The 16,588-nt window shown below is 68.8% G+C and carries 13 protein-coding genes; 7 read left to right on the forward strand and 6 right to left on the reverse strand.

Features of this window, described 5'->3' with window-relative positions:
• The first annotated feature begins 8 nt into the window (after nucleotides 1–8).
• The gene (locus BHQ18_RS20795; RefSeq protein WP_084294223.1) at nucleotides 9–3,137 is read left to right on the forward strand and encodes an ATP-binding protein; all 3,129 of its coding nucleotides are present in this window, start codon (nucleotides 9–11) and stop codon (nucleotides 3,135–3,137) included.
• Here the strand turns inward: BHQ18_RS20795 and BHQ18_RS20800 are convergent.
• Nucleotides 3,134–4,618: a phytoene desaturase family protein gene (locus tag BHQ18_RS20800; RefSeq protein ID WP_069415540.1), complete on the reverse strand. Its 1,485-nt coding sequence runs from the start codon at nucleotides 4,616–4,618 to the stop codon at nucleotides 3,134–3,136. The two genes, BHQ18_RS20795 and BHQ18_RS20800, sit on opposite strands and share 4 nt — an antisense overlap.
• Before the next feature lie 74 nt (nucleotides 4,619–4,692).
• Entirely contained in the window at nucleotides 4,693–4,941 is a 249-nt protein-coding gene (locus BHQ18_RS20805; protein ID WP_069415541.1) for a DUF2630 family protein, read from the reverse strand.
• 30 nt (nucleotides 4,942–4,971) lie between these two features.
• Between BHQ18_RS20805 and BHQ18_RS20810 the strand changes: the two genes are divergently transcribed.
• A complete protein-coding gene (locus BHQ18_RS20810; RefSeq protein ID WP_069415640.1) occupies nucleotides 4,972–5,346 on the forward strand; it encodes an FKBP-type peptidyl-prolyl cis-trans isomerase in 375 nt (124 codons plus the stop codon).
• 59 nt (nucleotides 5,347–5,405) lie between these two features.
• Here BHQ18_RS20810 and BHQ18_RS20815 read toward each other — a convergent pair whose 3' ends face one another.
• On the reverse strand, nucleotides 5,406–6,749 hold the full coding sequence (locus BHQ18_RS20815) for a sensor histidine kinase (RefSeq protein WP_069415542.1): 1,344 nt from the start codon (nucleotides 6,747–6,749) through the stop codon (nucleotides 5,406–5,408).
• A 4-nt stretch (nucleotides 6,750–6,753) separates the two neighbouring features.
• Complete coding sequence (gene prrA / locus BHQ18_RS20820) at nucleotides 6,754–7,455, reverse strand: two-component system response regulator PrrA (RefSeq protein ID WP_069415543.1); 702 nt, start codon at nucleotides 7,453–7,455, stop codon at nucleotides 6,754–6,756.
• Between the two features lie 106 nt (nucleotides 7,456–7,561).
• On the opposite strand from prrA, the gene BHQ18_RS20825 reads away from it, so the two are divergent.
• The 3 genes from BHQ18_RS20825 to BHQ18_RS20835 are packed head-to-tail and all read left to right on the forward strand — an operon-like array spanning nucleotide 7,562 to nucleotide 13,187.
• On the forward strand, nucleotides 7,562–9,457 hold the full coding sequence (locus BHQ18_RS20825; RefSeq protein WP_069415544.1) for an ABC transporter ATP-binding protein: 1,896 nt from the start codon (nucleotides 7,562–7,564) through the stop codon (nucleotides 9,455–9,457).
• A complete protein-coding gene (locus BHQ18_RS20830) occupies nucleotides 9,454–11,370 on the forward strand; it encodes an ABC transporter ATP-binding protein (RefSeq protein WP_069415545.1) in 1,917 nt (638 codons plus the stop codon). Before BHQ18_RS20825 ends, BHQ18_RS20830 begins: the two co-directional genes overlap by 4 nt.
• Nucleotides 11,367–13,187, forward strand: coding sequence for an ABC transporter ATP-binding protein (locus BHQ18_RS20835; protein WP_069415546.1), 1,821 nt, complete (start codon nucleotides 11,367–11,369; stop codon nucleotides 13,185–13,187). The genes BHQ18_RS20830 and BHQ18_RS20835 overlap by 4 nt, the downstream gene beginning before the upstream one ends.
• Here BHQ18_RS20835 and BHQ18_RS20840 read toward each other — a convergent pair.
• Both BHQ18_RS20840 and BHQ18_RS20845 read right to left on the reverse strand, forming a co-directional pair.
• Nucleotides 13,184–14,566: an NAD(P)-binding protein gene (locus BHQ18_RS20840; RefSeq protein ID WP_069415547.1), complete on the reverse strand. Its 1,383-nt coding sequence runs from the start codon at nucleotides 14,564–14,566 to the stop codon at nucleotides 13,184–13,186. The genes BHQ18_RS20835 and BHQ18_RS20840 overlap by 4 nt on opposite strands.
• A complete protein-coding gene (locus BHQ18_RS20845) occupies nucleotides 14,559–15,671 on the reverse strand; it encodes an epoxide hydrolase family protein (protein WP_069415548.1) in 1,113 nt (370 codons plus the stop codon). The genes BHQ18_RS20840 and BHQ18_RS20845 overlap by 8 nt, the downstream gene beginning before the upstream one ends.
• Before the next feature lie 129 nt (nucleotides 15,672–15,800).
• Here BHQ18_RS20845 and BHQ18_RS20850 point away from each other — a divergent pair, with 129 nt between their 5' ends.
• Nucleotides 15,801–16,127 (forward strand): hypothetical protein, encoded by a 327-nt coding sequence (locus tag BHQ18_RS20850; protein WP_234794257.1) that lies wholly within the window; start codon nucleotides 15,801–15,803, stop codon nucleotides 16,125–16,127.
• Nucleotides 16,127–16,567, forward strand: a complete 441-nt coding sequence (locus BHQ18_RS20855) for a hypothetical protein (RefSeq protein ID WP_069415550.1) — start codon at nucleotides 16,127–16,129, stop codon at nucleotides 16,565–16,567. Before BHQ18_RS20850 ends, BHQ18_RS20855 begins: the two co-directional genes overlap by 1 nt.
• Nucleotides 16,568–16,588 lie beyond the last annotated feature (21 nt).

Here is a 16,588-nt window from a genome sequence, read left to right on the forward strand (position 1 = left end):
TGGGGGTCGTGTGTCAGTCGTGCGGTGCCGGTCTGCGAGACGGTGCCCGCTTCTGTGACGCCTGCGGGTCGTCGGTCGCCGCGGCGGGCTCCAGTGCCGAGTACAAGCAGGTGACCGTGCTGTTTGCCGATGTGGTGGGGTCGATGGACATCGCCGCCAGGCTGGGACCGGAGCGGCTGCGCGAGATCATGACGGAGTTGTTCGACCGATCCTCGACGATCGTTCAGCGCTACGGGGGCACGGTCGACAAGTTCACCGGCGACGGGATCATGGCCGAGTTCGGCGCGCCCGTTGCGCTCGAGGATCACGCGCTGCTCGCCTGCCGGGCCGCGCTGGACATACAGCACGAAGCGCAGATGTGGGCTGCCGTCATCGCAGAGCGCGACCGGGTGGCTCTGCAGCTACGCATCGGGCTGAACTCTGGAGTGGTGATCACCGGCGAGATCGGTTCGGGCCCGTTGTCTTACACGGCAGTCGGTGAGCAAGTCGGCATGGCACAGCGGATGGAAGCGGTGGCGCCGCCCGGCGGCGTGATGGTCAGTGAATCGACCGCGCGGTTGGTGGAGAGCGGCGCCGTACTGGACGACCCGGAACTGGTGCCTGTAAAAGGAATGCCGGCGCCGGTCCCTGCACGCCGTCTACTGGGACTCACTCCACACAGAAGGCCTACCCGGCTGCAGACGACATTCATCGGCCGAGATTGGGAGATGACCGCGCTCACCGGCATCCTCGAGCGCGCGGTCGGTGGGAACGGTGGAATCGTGGGGCTGGTGGGCCCGCCCGGTATCGGCAAGAGCAGGGTCGTGCAGGAAATCACGTCGCGCGCCCGGAACGTCGGCGCCGAGGTGTTCACCACGTCCTGCGAGTCCCACACCGCGGAGATCCCGTTTCATGCCGCCGCCAATCTGCTCAGATGCGCCACCGGCGCAAGCGGACTCGATGCAGCGACTGCTCGGGAACAAGTCCGCGTGGGATTCTCCGGCGCTGACCAGGAGGACCTGCTTCTCGTCGAAGATCTTCTGGGTATCGGCGATCCCGCCGCAACCCTGCCTCAGATCGATCCCGACGCACGCCGGCGCCGGATCGCGGCGCTGGTCAATGCCGCCGCGCTCGCGAGGGTCACCCCGACGATGTACGTCATCGAGGACGCACACTGGATCGACGGGCTCAGCGAGTCGATGCTCACCGACTTTCTGACCGTCGTGCCCCGTACCCACTTTTTCGTGCTCATCACCTACCGGCCCGAGTACGACGGACCACTCGCTCACGCGCCCCGGTCTCAAACCATCGCCCTCGAGCCGCTGGCTGACGCAGAGATGTCGCAGCTGAGCACCGAGCTGCTGGGTAAGGACGGCTCGGTGACCGAACTCGCCGATCTGGTCGCCGAACGGGCCGAGGGCAACCCGTTCTTCGCCGAGGAGATCGTCCGTGATCTCACCGAGCGCCAGGTGCTGATCGGGGGTCGGGGCTGCTATCTGTGCATCGAGCCGACGGACGAAGTGAACGTGCCCCAGACGCTGCAGGCGGTGATCGCCGCACGAATCGACCGTCTGCGTCCGGCGGCAAAGCGTACGCTCAACGGAGCAGCGGTGATCGGAATTGAGTTCAGCCGAAAACTTCTGGAGGCGCTGGGTATTCAGCCCGAGCTCAAGGACCTGGTCAAGGCGGAGCTGATCGATCAGACCGTGTTCGGCGTCGATCCCCACTACACGTTCCGGCACGCATTGATTCGAGCGGTGGCCTACGAGTCACAACTGAGATCCGAGCGGGCGCGTTTGCACAGACAGGTCGCGGCCACCATCGAGCAGAGCGACCAGAACGCGGCCCTGATCGCAGAACATCTCGAGTCGGCCGGCGAACTTCGCAGCGCCTATGACTGGCATATGCGCGCGGGCGCGTGGTCGAACAATCGCGACAACGTCGCGGCCCAGCTCAGCTGGGAACGCGCACGTCGAGTGGCGGATGCCCTACCTCCGGAAGTTCCGGATCGCCTGAAGATGAGGATTGCACCGCGGAGTTTGTTGTGCAGCAGCGCGTTCCGACGCTTTCATCCTGACATGTCAGAGCGGTTCGACGAGCTTCGGATGTTGTGCATAGAGGCCGGCGACAAGGCGTCGCTGGCCACCGGAATGGCGGGGATGGCTCTGGAGCACATGCTGCGAGGACGGATTCTCGAAGCGTCTACTCAAGCATCCGAGCAAATGGCGCTCGTCGAATCCATCGGTGACCCGAACCTGACGATCGGCCTTGCATTACCCGCCTGCATCGCCAAACTGCAAGCAGCGCAGTGGATGGACGCGCTGCGATGGGCGCAAGCTGTCATCGACATCGCCGATGGCGACTGTTCGGCGGGAAGCTTCATGTTCGGCTCACCATTGGCACTCGCGTACGTGTTCCGTGGTTTCGCCCGCTGCAGCATCGGCGCAAGCGGATGGCGGGAGGACATGGACGGGGCGGTGGCGATGGCGCGCAGTGCCGATCCGACGTCGCTGGCGGTTGCCGCCGCATACAAGTACGTCAATATCGGTCGAGGAGTTCTGCCGATCACCGACGCAGGTCTCGAGGAGTTGATCGAGATTCATGAGCTGGCCGAGCGCAGCACCGAGGACCTGCCGCTGGTACTGCTACGCCTGGCGCTCGGGGTGGCGCTGGCGCTCGGCGACTCCTCAGCTCGTGCGCGTGGGCTGGCCCTACTCTCCGAGATGTGTGATACGTGTGAACGGGAGCAGTACGCGATGAACATCGTGCCGCCGGTGCGGGTGCTTCTTGCCGCCGAGCATGCCGATGAGGACATCGACGGTGCCATAGAACAGGTGCGCTCGTCCACAGAGACCGTGTTCACAACGGGCAATTTCTCCAATGTCGAGGGCTGCACGCAGACCCTGGTGCAACTCCTGCTCGCCCGAGGGACGAAAGGCGATGTGATGGAGGCACAGTCGGCGATTGAAAGACTGGCCAGTGCGCAATCGGAGCCGCACTGTGTGATCGGCGACGTCATGGTTCTGCGGCTTCGCGCTCAGTTGGCCCTGGCGCTCGGCAACGAACCGGCCTATCGCGAGTTGAAGGACCGCTATTGCGCGCTGGCCGCCGACCACGGCTTCGAGGGGCACATCACAACGGCCGCCGAGATGCCCTAACTTTCCAGCACCGCCATCGCCGCATTGTGCCCGCCGATACCCGACACCGCGCCGCCGCGTCGAGACCCCGAGCCGCACAGCAGAATCCGGTCGTGCGCCGTGGCCACGCCCCAGCGCCGCGCCGGGGTGTCGAGCGGTTCGTCCTCCTCGGCGAACGGCCAGGCCAGCCCCCCGTGGAAGATGTTGCCGCCCGTCATGCCCAGCGAATGCTCCAGATCGGCCGTCGTCTTGGTCTCGATGCACAGCCGGCCCGACGCGTCCTGCATCAGCACATCCTGGATCGGCTCGGCCAGAACCGAATTCAACGAGGTCAGCACCGCTGAGGTCAACCGGTCACGCATCCGGTCCGGATCGCCGGCCTGCGCCAGCTGATGCGGGGTGTGCAGCCCGAACACGGTCAGCGTCTGCGCGCCGGAGGCCCGCAATTGCTCCGACAGGATCGACGGGTCGTTGAGCGAGTGGCAGTAGATCTCGCACGGCAGCGGGTCGGGCACCGCGCCGCCGTCCGCCTGCGTATACGCGGCATCCAGTTGTCGGTAGGTCTCGTTGATGTGGAACGTCCCGCCGAAAGCCTGCTCGGCGGTGACGCTCTCGTCGCGCAGCCGCGGCAGTCGGCGCAGCATCAGGTTCACCTTGACCTGCGCGCCGGGCGCCGCCGCGGGTGCCGGTTCGCCGAGCAGTCCGGCCAGCACGGTCGGCGTCACGTTGGCCAGCACGACCTCGCCGTGAACGGTCTGCTCGGCACCGTCCTTGCGGTACCGCACCTGCCCGTCCGGGTCAACGGCGTAAACGTCGGCGCCGCAAACGATTTCGGCGCTGTAACCGGTGGCGGCCGCGGCCAGCGCACCGGTCACCGAGCCCATTCCGCCGACAGGCACGTCCCAGTCGCCGGTCCCGCCGCCGAGCAGGTGGTACAGGAAGCACACGTTCTGCCGCAGCGACGGCTCCTCGAGCGAGGCGAACGTCCCGATCAGCGCGTCGGTGGCCATCACCCCGCGCACCACGTCGTTGCCGACCGCCGAGGTGATCGCATGCCCGATCGGCTCGTCGACCACCAACCGCCAGGCATCGCCGACCAGCGATCGCGCCTGGGTACGTGTCAGCAGCGGCTCCAGCAGCGACGGCCACAACCGCTCGGTGACGACGCCGCAGCGGCGGTAGAACTCGGCGAAGCCGGCCTCGTCGTCGGCGGCCCCGATCGCGGCGAACGTCGACGGCGGCCCGATCAGCAGCCCGCTGCGGCCGCCCGTCGCGGGGTCGGGGGTGTAGGAGGAGTAGCGCCTGCGCACCAGCCGGACCCGGGCGCCGAGATCGTCGACGATGCGTCGGGGCAGCAGGCTGACCAGGTAGGAGTAGCGCGACAGCCGCGCGTCGACGCCGTCGAACGCCTGGGCGGACACCGCGGCGCCGCCGACGTGGTCGAGGCGCTCGAGCACCAGGACCCGCCGGCCCGCCTTGGCCAGGTAACCGGCCGCCACCAGCCCGTTGTGCCCGCCACCGACGACGATGGTGTTGTATGTCGCCGCCGGGGCGGCTCCGGTGGCGTTGTAGGCGCTCAGTTCAGGTAACCCTCGACCTCGTCGGGCGGCCGCACCTCGGCCTCACGGGGATCGCCGCCGGTTTCCCGCAGCGCGCGCCGCTGCCGCAGCAGATCCCAGCACTGGTCGAGTTGCACCTCGACCGCCCGCAGCCGCCGATGCTCCTCGGACTCGTCGATCTCGCGGTTCTGCAGCGCAGAGCGCAGCTCCTGCTCCTCGGCGACGAGGCGGTTCACCAGATCGAGGATGTCTTGGTCTTTAGCCACGACACCAGTGTGCCCGACTACGGTGGATCGGTGACTTCCTCTTCAGGACAAAAGCCCGAGATCGAATTTCCCGACGGCCCGCCGCCCGCCGAACTCGTGATCACCGACCTCGTTGTCGGCGAGGGCGCCGAGGCGGTACCCGGCGCCAACGTCGAGGTGCACTACGTCGGCGTCGAGTACGACACCGGCGAGGAGTTCGACAGCTCCTGGAACCGCGGCGAGTCGATCGAGTTCCCGCTGCGCGGCCTGATCCAGGGCTGGCAGGACGGCATCCCGGGCATGAAGGTCGGCGGCCGTCGTCAGCTCGTCATCCCGCCCGAGCAGGCCTACGGTCCGGCCGGCGGCGGGCACCGCCTGTCCGGAAAGACTTTGATTTTTGTCATCGACCTGCTGGCCACCCGATGACGTGATCTTTGTCATCGACCTGCTGGCCACCCGATGACCGGCTGCCGCGTTCGAGCAGATCACTGATGGCCCGGCAGGCGCAGCAGGAGCCGCGCACCGCCGAGCGGGCTGGCCTCCAAAGACGCTGACCCGCCGTGCAACTCGGCCTGCTGGGCGACCAGCGCCAGGCCCAGACCGGAACCCGAGTGCGACGCCGTCGACCCGCGGGAGAAGCGCTCGAACACGATCGTGCGCTCCTCTTCGGGGATGCCGACGCCGTCGTCGTCGATGGCGATCTCCACACCCTCGCGTGAGCTGACCGCCGACAGCTGCACCCGCGTCGCGCCGCCGTGTTTGACGGCGTTGGCGATCGCGTTGTCGACGGCCAACCTCAGACCCGCGGGCAGCCCGATGATGATGATCGTCGGCGCGGGCACCAGCGACACGTCCAGGTCGGGGTAGATCCGGATCGCGTCGTGCGCGGCGCGGTCGAGCAGTTCGGTGAGGTCGACGGGAACGTGGTCGTCGGCGGTCGACAGTTCGCCCTGGGCCAGTCGTTCCAGCGCGCCCAGCGTCGCTTCGATCCGCGACTGGGTCCGGATGACGTCACCCACCACTTCTTTGCGCTGCTCCTCGGGCAGATCGAGGGTGGAGAGCACCTCGAGGTTGGTCCGCATCGCGGTCAGCGGCGTGCGCAGTTCGTGCGCCGACACCGACGCGAAATCGCGCGCAGACGCCAGCGCCGCCTTGGTCCGGTCCTGCTCGTTCCACACCCGCTTGAGCAGCCCCTTGACGGCCTCGGCGATCTCGACGGCCTCGGTCGCGCCGCGCACCTCGACGTCGGGGTCGGCGTCGCCGGCGTCGATCTGGCGGGTCTGCTGGGCCAGCCGTTTGAGCGGGCGGACCGCCAGCGCGGCCAGCACCCAGCCGAACACCGTGGCCGCGCCGACCGCGAACGCGCAGATGATGATCACCCGCCGGTGCAGGTTGTTGGTGTCGGCGATGGTGGCGTCGTAGGTGGCGCCGACGGCGACCAGCATCGGGCCGGGATAGTACGGAATGTCGACGGTGCGCACCCGGTAGCGCACACCGTCGACGTAGGTGTCGGCGTAGCCCGGATCCAGCGGCGGCAGCACCACATTCGAGTTCGACGTCACCTCGCCGTCGTGGTGCACGGTGATGACCGCGTCCTGGTTGTTCGGCGATTTGGGGATCTCGTCGAGGCCGCGCGGCAGCAGCGGGATCACGAAGCCGGCCGCCTCGTCGAGACGACGGTCCAGGCGTTCCTTGCGGTCGTTGGTGATGCCGATCCACACCACAGTGCCGACGATGATGACGACGATGGCCGCGCCGATCGCGGTGGCCAGGGCGACGCGGGTGCGCAGCGACGGGGTGCGGCGGAAGATCCGCGACAGCAGCGACATCGGACTACTGGGTTCTCAGCACGAATCCCACTCCGCGAACGGTGTGCAGGAGCCGGGGAGCGCCACCCGCTTCGAGCTTGCGGCGCAGGTAGCCGATGAAGACGTCGACGACGTTGGTGTCGGCGGCGAAGTCGTAACCCCACACCAACTCGAGCAGCTGGGCCCGCGACAGCACCGCGGTCTTGTGCTCGGCCAGCACCGCGAGCAGGTCGAACTCGCGTTTGGTCAGGTCCACGTCGACGCCGTTGACCCGCGCCCGGCGGCCCGGGATGTCGACCTCCAGCGGGCCGACCTGGATGGTTTCCGAGGAGAAGGTCGCGGTGGACCCGCGCCTGCGCAGCAGCGCCTTGACCCGGGCGACCAGTTCCTGCAACACGAACGGTTTGACCAGGTAGTCGTCCGCCCCGGCCTCCAGACCGGCGACGCGGTCGTCGACCGAGCTGCGCGCCGAGAGCACGCAGACCGGCACGTCGTTGTCCATCGCGCGCAGCGCGGTGACCACGCTGACGCCGTCGAGCACGGGCATGTTGATGTCCAGGACGATCGCGTCGGGCCGCGTCTCGGTCGCGCTGCGCAGGGCCTCTGCGCCGTCGACGGCCGTCGACACGTCGAACCCGGAGAGCCGCAGCCCGCGCTCGAGCGAGGCCAGCACGTCGGGGTCGTCGTCGACGACGAGGACCCGGGGCGAACCTGCTGAACTGTCCATGTACGCAATATTGCCTGATGCGCCCGGCGAACTGCGGCAACCCCGTCGACATGGCCCGCCGGGAAGTCGTTGACCTCATCCATTGTTGAGGTCCTACGGTGAATTCATGAGTATTGAGACGGTCGCCCGGCAGACGCTGTACCGCCAGACCCGGGCGCGCGGCGGCGACCTGCGCTCGCTGCTCGACCGGGCGTTGCTGCGGCGCATCTGGCGATTCGCCGGCCGCCACCACGCGCGGCTGCGTGTGTTCGTCGGCGTCAGCGTCGTCGGTGCGCTGATGGCGGTGGCCACCCCGGTGCTGGCCGGCAAGGTGATCGACGCGATCACCGGCGGTTCGACGCGCACGGTGCTGTTGCTCGCGGGCGTCATCGCCGTGGTCGCGCTCGCCGAGACCGCGACCTCGCTGGTGACCCGGTGGCTGTCGTCGACCATCGGCGAGGGCCTGATCCTCGACCTGCGCACCGCGGTGTTCGACCACGTGCAGCGCATGCCGGTCGCGTTCTTCACCAGGACCCGCACGGGCGCTCTGGTCAGCCGACTCGGAAACGACGTCATGGGTGCGCAGCGGGCGTTCTCCGACACCCTCTCCGGTGTGGTGTCCAACCTGGTGACGCTCACGCTGACGGTGGTGGTGATGGTGTCGATCTCGTGGCAGATCACGCTGCTGTCGCTGGTGCTCGTGCCGCTGTTCATCGTGCCCGCCCGCCGCATCGGCGCCGCGATGGCCAAACTCTCGCGTGAAGCGGCCGCCCACAACGCGACGATGAACACCCAGATGACCGAACGCTTTTCCGCCCCCGGCGCGACGTTGGTGAAGCTGTTCGGCAACCCCGCGACCGAATCGCGCGAGTTCGCGGTCCGCGCCGGGCGGGTCAGTCAGATCGGTGTGCGGACCTCGATGCTGCAGTCGGTGTTCATGAACTCGCTGACACTGATGTCGGCCCTGGCGCTCGCGCTGGTGTACGGCCTCGGCGGCGTCCTCGCGATCGGCGGCCACCTGCAGGCCGGCGCGATCGTGTCGCTGGCGCTGCTGCTGACCCGGCTCTACGCGCCGCTGACCGCGCTGGCCAACGCGCACGTCGAGATCGCCTCGGCGCTGGTGTCTTTCGAGCGGGTCTTCGAGGTGCTCGACCTGAAACCGCTGATCGACGAGAAGCCGGACGCGGTCACCGTGCCCGACGGGCCGGTGTCCGTCGTCGTCGACGACGTGCGGTTCGCCTACCCGTCGGCGGACAAGGTGTCGCTGGCCTCGCTCGAGGAGGTCGCCGAGCTCAGCGCGAGCGACGTCCGCGGCGGCGAGGAAGTGCTGCACGGCATCTCGTTCACCGCGCAGCCGGGGCAGATGGTCGCGCTGGTCGGCTCCTCGGGCGCGGGCAAGTCGACGATCGCCTCGCTGATCGCCCGCCTCTACGACGTCGATGCCGGCCGTATCACGCTGAACGGCGTCGACGTGCGCGACGTGTCGTTCGCCTCGCTGAAGGACACGGTCGGCGTCGTCACCCAGGACGGGCACCTGTTCCACGAGTCGATCCGCGACAACCTCACCCTCGCCGCGCCCGGCGCCACCGACGACGACCTGTGGCGCGCGCTCGAACGCGCCCGCCTGTCCGACGTCGTCGCCGACATGCCCGACGGCCTGGACACCGTCGTCGGCGAGCGCGGCTACCGGCTCTCGGGCGGGCAGCGGCAGCGCCTCACGATCGCCCGGTTGCTGCTCGGCCGGTCGCGGGTCGTCGTGCTCGACGAGGCCACCGCATCCCTGGACTCGGAGTCCGAGGCCGCGGTCCAGCAGGCGCTGGCCGAAGCGCTGGCCGGCCGCACCTCGATCGTCATCGCCCACCGGTTGTCCACGGTCCGCGCGGCCGACCAGATCCTCGTGGTCGAGGATGGTCGAATCGTGGAACGGGGTACCCACCTCGAACTGCTCGGCCACCGGGGCCGGTACGCCGAGCTGTACGAGACCCAGTTCGGGATCCAGGACACAGAGAACGAGGCCGCATGAGGGATGCTTTGCGCTCGGCGCCGGCGATCGCCCGGCCGCCGGACCGGCCGCGGCCGAGTTCGGACCTGTGGCGGATGCTGCCCTACCTGATGCCGTACCGCGCCCGCTGGATCGCGATGGTCACGGTCGCGATCGCCAGCCTGGCCGCCACCGTCTCGATCCCGCTGATGACCAAGGCCGTCATCGACGGCCCGGTGCGCCAGCAGGACCCGCGCGGGCTGTGGCTGCTGGGCAGCGCCGCGGTGGGCATCGGGATCACCGAGGCGGTGCTGTGGTTCATCCGCCGCTGGCTGGCCGCGCGCGCGACGATGGGTGTGGAGGCCGACATCCGCAAGGACCTCTACGCGCGGCTGCAGATCCTGCCGATGTCGTTCCACGGCCGCTGGCAGTCGGGTCAGCTGCTGTCGCGAATCATGAACGACCTCGGCACAATTCGCCGGTTCATGTCCTTCGGACTGCTGTTCCTGCTGCTCAACGGTCTGCAGATCACCGTGGTCACCGCGATCCTGCTGTTCATGTACTGGCCGCTGGGTGTGGTCGTGGTGGTGTCGATCGTCCCGATCACGTTGACGGTGCTGCACTTTCAGCAGTCCTACACCCGGTTGTCGCGGCTGGCGCAGGACCAGGCCGGCCACGTCGCCACCCACGTCGAGGAGTCCGCGCTGGGGCTGCGGGTGGTGAAGTCGTTCGGCCGCGAGGACTACGTGTACGACAGGTTCGACGAGCAGCTCACCAATCTGTATGAGACGCAGCTCGACCGGGTGTCGGTGTCGGCGAAGTTCTGGACCCTGCTCGAGGTCATCCCGAACCTGACGCTGATCGTGGTGCTCGGGTTCGGCGCGTACGCCGCCGGTGAGGGCCACGTGACGATGGGCACGCTGGTCGCGTTCATCACGATGATGCTGTCGCTGGTCTGGCCCATCGCGTCGCTGGGCTTCCTGCTGTCGATGACCCAGGAGTCGTTCACCGCCGCGAACCGGATCGCCGAGATCTTCGACGAACCACGGGAACTGGTCGACGGCCCCGTCACCGAGCCGCCGCGCGGGGGCCGGCTCGAACTCGTCGACGTGGGTTTCCGCTTCCCGGACTCCGACGAGTGGGTGCTGCGGCACGTGAACCTCACCGTCGAACCGGGGGAGACGGTCGCGTTGGTCGGTGCGACGGGGTCGGGCAAATCGGTGCTGGCCGCGCTGCTGTCGCGGCTCTACGACGTCACCGAGGGCTCGATCCGTATCGACGGCCGCGACATCCGCGAGCTGTCGCTGTCGGCGCTGCGCCAGACCGTCGCGACCGCGTTCGAGGACCCCACCCTGTTCTCGATGTCGGTGGCCGAGAACCTCCGGCTCGGTCGGCCGGACGCCACCGATGACCAGCTCGCCGAGGCCGTCGACGTCGCCGCCGCGCACTTCGTCTACGACCTGCCGTTCGGCCTGGACACCCGCATCGGTGAGCAGGGCATGAGCCTGTCCGGCGGTCAGCGGCAACGGCTTTCGCTGGCCCGCGCGATCCTGGCGGCACCGCGGATCCTGGTGCTCGACGACACGCTGTCCGCGCTGGACGTGCACACCGAGGCCGTCGTCGAGGAGGCGCTGCGCCGGGTGCTGCACGCGGTCACCGGCATCGTGGTGGCCCACCGCGCGTCGACGGTGCTGCTGGCCGACCGGGTCGCGCTGCTCGCGCGCGACGGTGCTTCCGGGGCGACCATCACCCACGTCGGCACCCACTCCGAGTTGTTGGCCGAGGTGCCGCAGTACCGGTTCCTGCTGGCCGCCGACGACGAACTCGACGACGGCGCCGAACGCGCCTGCGACTGGGCGGGCGACGACGCGCGCAACAGCCTCGAGCACCTCGTCGAGGAGGGGCAGCAACAGCATCCGCACCCGTTCGTCAGCTCCGAGGCCGAACGCCGATGACGACAACCGAATGGCGCGGCCGGTTCGACGAGAAACAGGACGACCTGCCGATCGACGAGAGCGTGCCGCGGCGCCGCGAGGCGCGCCAGCTGCTGGGTTCGCTGCTGCGGCCCTACCGCCTCACGATCGGTCTGCTCGCGCTGGTCGTGGTGGTCGAGAACGCGGCGCGGCTGTCGGTGCCGATCCTGGTGCAGCGCGGCATCGACCACGGCATCCCGCCGATCGTCGAGGGCGGTTCGGCGCGCACGCTGATGACGATCGTCGCGGTGCTGGCGGTGGTGGTCGTGGTGCAGGCCACCAGCCGGATGTTCTTCCTGCGCCGGTCCGGCCGGATCGGGCAGAAAGTGCTATGCGAGTTGCGCCGCAGGGTGTTTCGCCACTTCCAGCGCCTCGACATCGCGTTCCACGAGCGCTACACGTCCGGGCGGGTGGTGAGCCGGTCCACCAACGACGTCGAGGCCATCCAGGACATGCTGGAGACCGGGTTCGACAGCCTGATCACCGCGGTGCTGACGCTGTTCGGGACCGCGATCCTGCTGATCACGCTGGACTGGCGGCTGGGGCTGATGTGTCTGACCGCGTTCCCGGTGCTGGTCGGTCTGGTGTGGTGGTTCCGCAACGAGTCGGCGCTGACCTACCGGCGGGTGCGCGAGAGCGCGGCGCTGGTGATCGTGCAGTTCGTCGAGACGATGACGGGCATCAAGGCCGTGCAGGCCTACCGTCGCGAACCGCGAAACCAGCAGATCTTCGAAGACCTCGCCGACCGGTACAAGGACGACAACGAGCGCACCTTTCAACTGCTGGCGATCTTCATGCCGGGCGTCAAGCTCGTCGGCAACCTCACCACCGGGGTGGTGCTGCTCTACGGCGGCTACCGGGTGCTCGGCGACCAGATGACGATCGGCACCCTCACCGCGTTCCTGCTGTATCTGCGGATGTTCTTCGAACCGATGCAGGAGATCTCGCAGTTCTTCAACACTTTCCAGTCGGCGGCATCGGCGCTGGAGAAGCTCGCGGGTGTGCTGGCGGTGCGCCCGGGCATCGCAGATGCGCGCAAGCCCGTCGCGCTGACCGACGTCCGCGGTGAGATCGCCTTCGACGGTGTGCGTTTCGAATACGTCGAGGGGCGGCCGGTGCTGCCGGGTCTGACGTTGACGGTGCCTGCGGGGCAGACGGTCGCGCTGGTCGGCACCACCGGCGCCGGCAAGACCACGATCGCCAAGCTGATCGCGCGGTTCTACGACCCGACCGAGGGCGCGGTCACGCTCGACGGTGTGGATCTGCGTGACCTGTCGCAGAGCGAACTGCGCCGGCACGTCGTGATGGTGACCCAGGAGAACTTCATGTTCGACGGCACCGTCGCCGACAACATCCGCTTCGGCAGACCAGAGGCCACCGACGCGCAGGTGTTGGCGGCGGCCGAAGCGGTGGGCGCCGACCGGTTCATCGCCGCGCTGCCCGACGGCTTCGACACCGACGTCGCCAAACGCGGCGGCCGGCTCTCGGCGGGCCAGCGTCAGCTGGTGGCGTTCGCGCGGGCGTTCCTGGCCGACCCGGCGGTGCTGATCCTCGACGAGGCGACCTCGTCGCTCGACATCCCCAGCGAGCGGATGGTGCAGCGGGCGCTGGAAACCGTGCTCGCGCACCGCACCGCGCTGGTGATCGCGCACCGGCTGTCCACGGTGCAGATCGCCGACCGGGTGCTGGTGCTCGAACACGGCAGCGTCGTCGAAGACGGTGCGCCGCAGGATCTCATCGCGCGCGACGACGGCCGCTACGCGGCGCTGCACCGCGCGTGGATGGAGTCGCTGGCCTAACCTTCCGACGCCAGCAGCTCCTCGAGCTTGTCGTTGACTCCCGGCAGCTGCGAGGTGAGCATCGAGATGATCCGTTCGCGGGCCCGCATGCTGACGTTGGCCGTGACATGGTGCAGCGCGTTCAACCGGGCACGGTCGACCCACGCCAGCATGTCCGGATCGGAGAACCAGCGCAGCTGATTGCGGTTGAACGGCAACATCATCCGCAGCCAGTCGGTGGGCACGTGCGGGTAGGGCACCGGCTCGCAGTAGGCGTTGCGGGTCTCGTCGTCGGGGTAGGTCGCCTCGACGTGGGCGATCACGGCCGCGCTGAACGCCGGCTGGCAGGTGCGCACGGTCTGCAACGCGATCTGCTCACCGTCGAACACGGCGGTCGGTGACTCACCGCCCAGACCGTCTGCGGTGCAGTCGATGTAGAGCACCGAATCCGCCACGTCGCGGGTGCCGCCGTCGAGGGTCATCCGGCCCGGCTCGACCGACCGGATCCGGCCCATCCGCACGACGTCGGTGATGCGCCGCAGTTCGGCCAGTTCGGCCTGCGAGAGGATCGCGCACCGGTACATCGTCGGGTCGACGGAGGTGTCGACGCGCTGCAGGCACCCGCCGGCCTCCAACCGGTCGAACAGGTCGGGCAGCGACTCCGCGTCGCGCACCGCGGTCAGCTGGTTGGCGGTATCGCGCATCACCGCCGACGCGAACTGCCTGCCCGGCTGGATCGTCGCGCGGTCGAGCACCCAGGACTCGCGCGGTTTCACCCACGTCACCCGTTCCGGCCCGATCCCGTTGCGCAGCAGCCACAGACACGAGTCCATCGCCGTCTTACCGGCTCCGACAACGACGTACCGGTCCCGCGAAGCGCCGACATCGGGAAGAAGGTTGGGGGCGACGACGTCGACCCCGTCGGCCACGTCGTACCCCGGCGGCCGCATCGACGGCACGACGATCTCGGTGTGGCTGGTCACGACGCGTCGCGCCCGCACCCGCACGGTGTCCCCGCCGGAGGTACGCACCCGGCCGTCACCGAGGTACTCGCTGCGCGGCAGGTACCGCACGCGGCCCGTCGGCAGCAGGTGCGCGTGCATCACCGCGTCGAAGTACTCACCGACCTCGGCGCCGCTGGCCAGCTCGTAATACCCGGCGTTGACGCCGGTTTCGTCGATCCGGTCCTCGCCGAGACGCCTCGAGTTCACCCCGTAGTAGGCCGACGGCTGGTGCAGCCGCACGAACGGGTATGCGGCCGTCCAATGCCCACCCGGACGGTCGTTGCGATCGACCACCAGAACCGTGGCATCCGACTCGTCGACCAGCGTGTCGGTGAAGGCCAGCCCCATCGCGCCCGCCCCGACCACCAGGTAGTCGACGTCGATGTCCTCAGCCATCGTTTCGCGCGGCGGTGAAGAAGTCGGCGACGTCGGAGACGAACAGGTCCGGCTGCTCGAACGCCGCGAAGTGACCACCGCGCGGCATCGTCGTCCAGTGGGTGATGTGGTAGCGGCTCTCGCACCACGAGCGCGGCGACCGCAGGATCTCCCTGGGGAACGACGCGACGCCGGTCGGCACCCGCACGGGTTCACCGCCGCCGAACGAGTTGAAGCTCTCCCAATACAGCCGCGCCGACGAGGCGCCCGAGGCGGTCAGCCAGTACAGCATCACGTTGTCCAGCAGTTCGTCTCGGTGCAGCGCGTTCTCCGGGTGTCCGTCGCAGTCGGTCCAGGACCAGAACTTCTCGACGATCCACGCCAGTTGCCCGACCGGCGAGTCGACCAGCGCGTAGCCCAGTGTCTGCGGCCGGGTCGACTGCTGCTTGGCATAGGCGTTGTCCCACTTGCGGTAGTACTCGATTCGTTCGATCGCGGCGAGTTCCTCGTCGGTGAACTCGGTGGCCCCGTCCGGCGGTGCGCCCATCGGCATGTTGAGGTGGATCGCTGCGCACGCGCCGCCGAGGCGGCCGAGTTGGGTGGTCACCGCGGAGCCCCAGTCGCCGCCCTGGGCGCCGTAGCGGTCGTAGCCCAGCCGTCGCATCAGCGTGTCCCACGCCTGCGCGATGCGTTCGACGCCCCAGCCGGTGCGGGTGGGTTTGCCGGAGAACCCGTAGCCCGGCAGCGACGGGCAGATCACGTCGAATCCGCGTTCGGTCAACGGCTCGATCACCTTGTGGAACTCGACGACCGAGCCCGGCCAGCCGTGCGTGATCACCAGCGGGAACGCGTCGGGCGCGGACGAGCGCTGGTGGATGAAGTGGATGTCGAGGCCGTCGATCTCGGTGGTGTACTGGTCGAACCGGTTCAGCGCGGCTTCCCTTGTCCGCCAGTCGTATTCGTCGGCCCAGTACTGGGCGAGCTCGCGGGTGTAGGACAGCGGGATGCCCTGGCTCCAGTCGTCGACGCACTCGGCTTCGGGCCAGCGGGTGCGGCGCAGCCGGGCCTGCAGGTCCTCGAGGTCGCTGTCGGGCACGTCGATGCGGAACGGGGTCACGGCAGCCATGTGCGGATCCTGTCACGGGGATGAGTTCCCGTGCTGCGAGTAGTCCTTATCTGTGTGACATTCATCGGTGTGATCGGACGACGGGTGTGCGCCGCGCTGGCGGTGGGCTCGGCGGGCCTGCACGCGGCGATGCTCGGCCACACCGGAAGCGCGGTCACCACCGGCCTGCTCGCGGCGATGATCGCCGCCTGCCTGTTCTGCGCGTGGGACCTGTGGCGCGACGACCGCCCCCGCACCTGGGTGGTCGTCGCGCTGATGAACCTGGCGATGATCGCGCTGCACCTGCCGGCCCCGGCGCACCGCCACGGCGGCGCGACCACCGTCGACGCGCAGTCGTCGGCGCTGATGGCGGCCGCCACGCTGGTGGCGCTCGTCGAGGCGGCGGCCGCCGCGGCCGTGCTGTATGTGCGCAGCCGCGGTCAGTACGCGGCGCTGCACCGCGATAATCGCACTTGATGTGGACGCTTCTGCTGATCGCCGCCGCTGCCCTGACCTCCGGTGTCCTGCTCGGAGCCGGAATCTACGAAACGGTCGTCGTCGACCCGGTGTGGCCGAAGCGGCCGGGCATCGTTCAGGCCCGCAACGGTGGGCTGTCGCGACAGCGGTTCTGGCTGCCGGCGCACACGATGTGCGAGGTGCTGCTGATCCTGGCGCTGATCACCGCGTGGGACCGGCCCGACGTGCGGCTCGCACTGCTGGTCGCGGTGATCGCGCACGCGGCGGTGCGGGTGTGGTCACTGCTGGACGTCGAGCCGGCGGGGCGCGCGTTCGAGCGGTCCGACCCGGCGGGCGTCGACGAGGCGGCCGCGGTGCGCTGGACGCGGCGCAGCGCGGCGCGGCTGCCGCTGGACCTGATCACCTGCGGCGCGGTGTTGTGGGCGCTGGCACTCGCATAGACCGGCGGTGGAGCGGGCATA

The organism is Mycolicibacterium flavescens, from assembly GCF_001722335.1.
GTDB lineage: Bacteria > Actinomycetota > Actinomycetes > Mycobacteriales > Mycobacteriaceae > Mycobacterium > Mycobacterium flavescens.

Excerpts from the sequence above, each read along its gene's own strand:
- BHQ18_RS20815 (WP_069415542.1), bottom strand. The coding sequence starts at position 6,749 with ATGTCGCTGCTGTCGCGGATCTTCCGCCGCACCCCGTCGCTGCGCACC.
- prrA (WP_069415543.1), bottom strand. The coding sequence starts at position 7,455 with ATGGACAGTTCAGCAGGTTCGCCCCGGGTCCTCGTCGTCGACGACGAC.
- BHQ18_RS20825 (WP_069415544.1), top strand. The coding sequence starts at position 7,562 with ATGAGTATTGAGACGGTCGCCCGGCAGACGCTGTACCGCCAGACCCGG.
- BHQ18_RS20830 (WP_069415545.1), top strand. The coding sequence starts at position 9,454 with ATGAGGGATGCTTTGCGCTCGGCGCCGGCGATCGCCCGGCCGCCGGAC.
- BHQ18_RS20835 (WP_069415546.1), top strand. The coding sequence starts at position 11,367 with ATGACGACAACCGAATGGCGCGGCCGGTTCGACGAGAAACAGGACGAC.
- BHQ18_RS20840 (WP_069415547.1), bottom strand. The coding sequence starts at position 14,566 with ATGGCTGAGGACATCGACGTCGACTACCTGGTGGTCGGGGCGGGCGCG.
- BHQ18_RS20845 (WP_069415548.1), bottom strand. The coding sequence starts at position 15,671 with ATGGCTGCCGTGACCCCGTTCCGCATCGACGTGCCCGACAGCGACCTC.
- BHQ18_RS20850 (WP_234794257.1), top strand. The coding sequence starts at position 15,801 with ATGCTCGGCCACACCGGAAGCGCGGTCACCACCGGCCTGCTCGCGGCG.
- BHQ18_RS20855 (WP_069415550.1), top strand. The coding sequence starts at position 16,127 with ATGTGGACGCTTCTGCTGATCGCCGCCGCTGCCCTGACCTCCGGTGTC.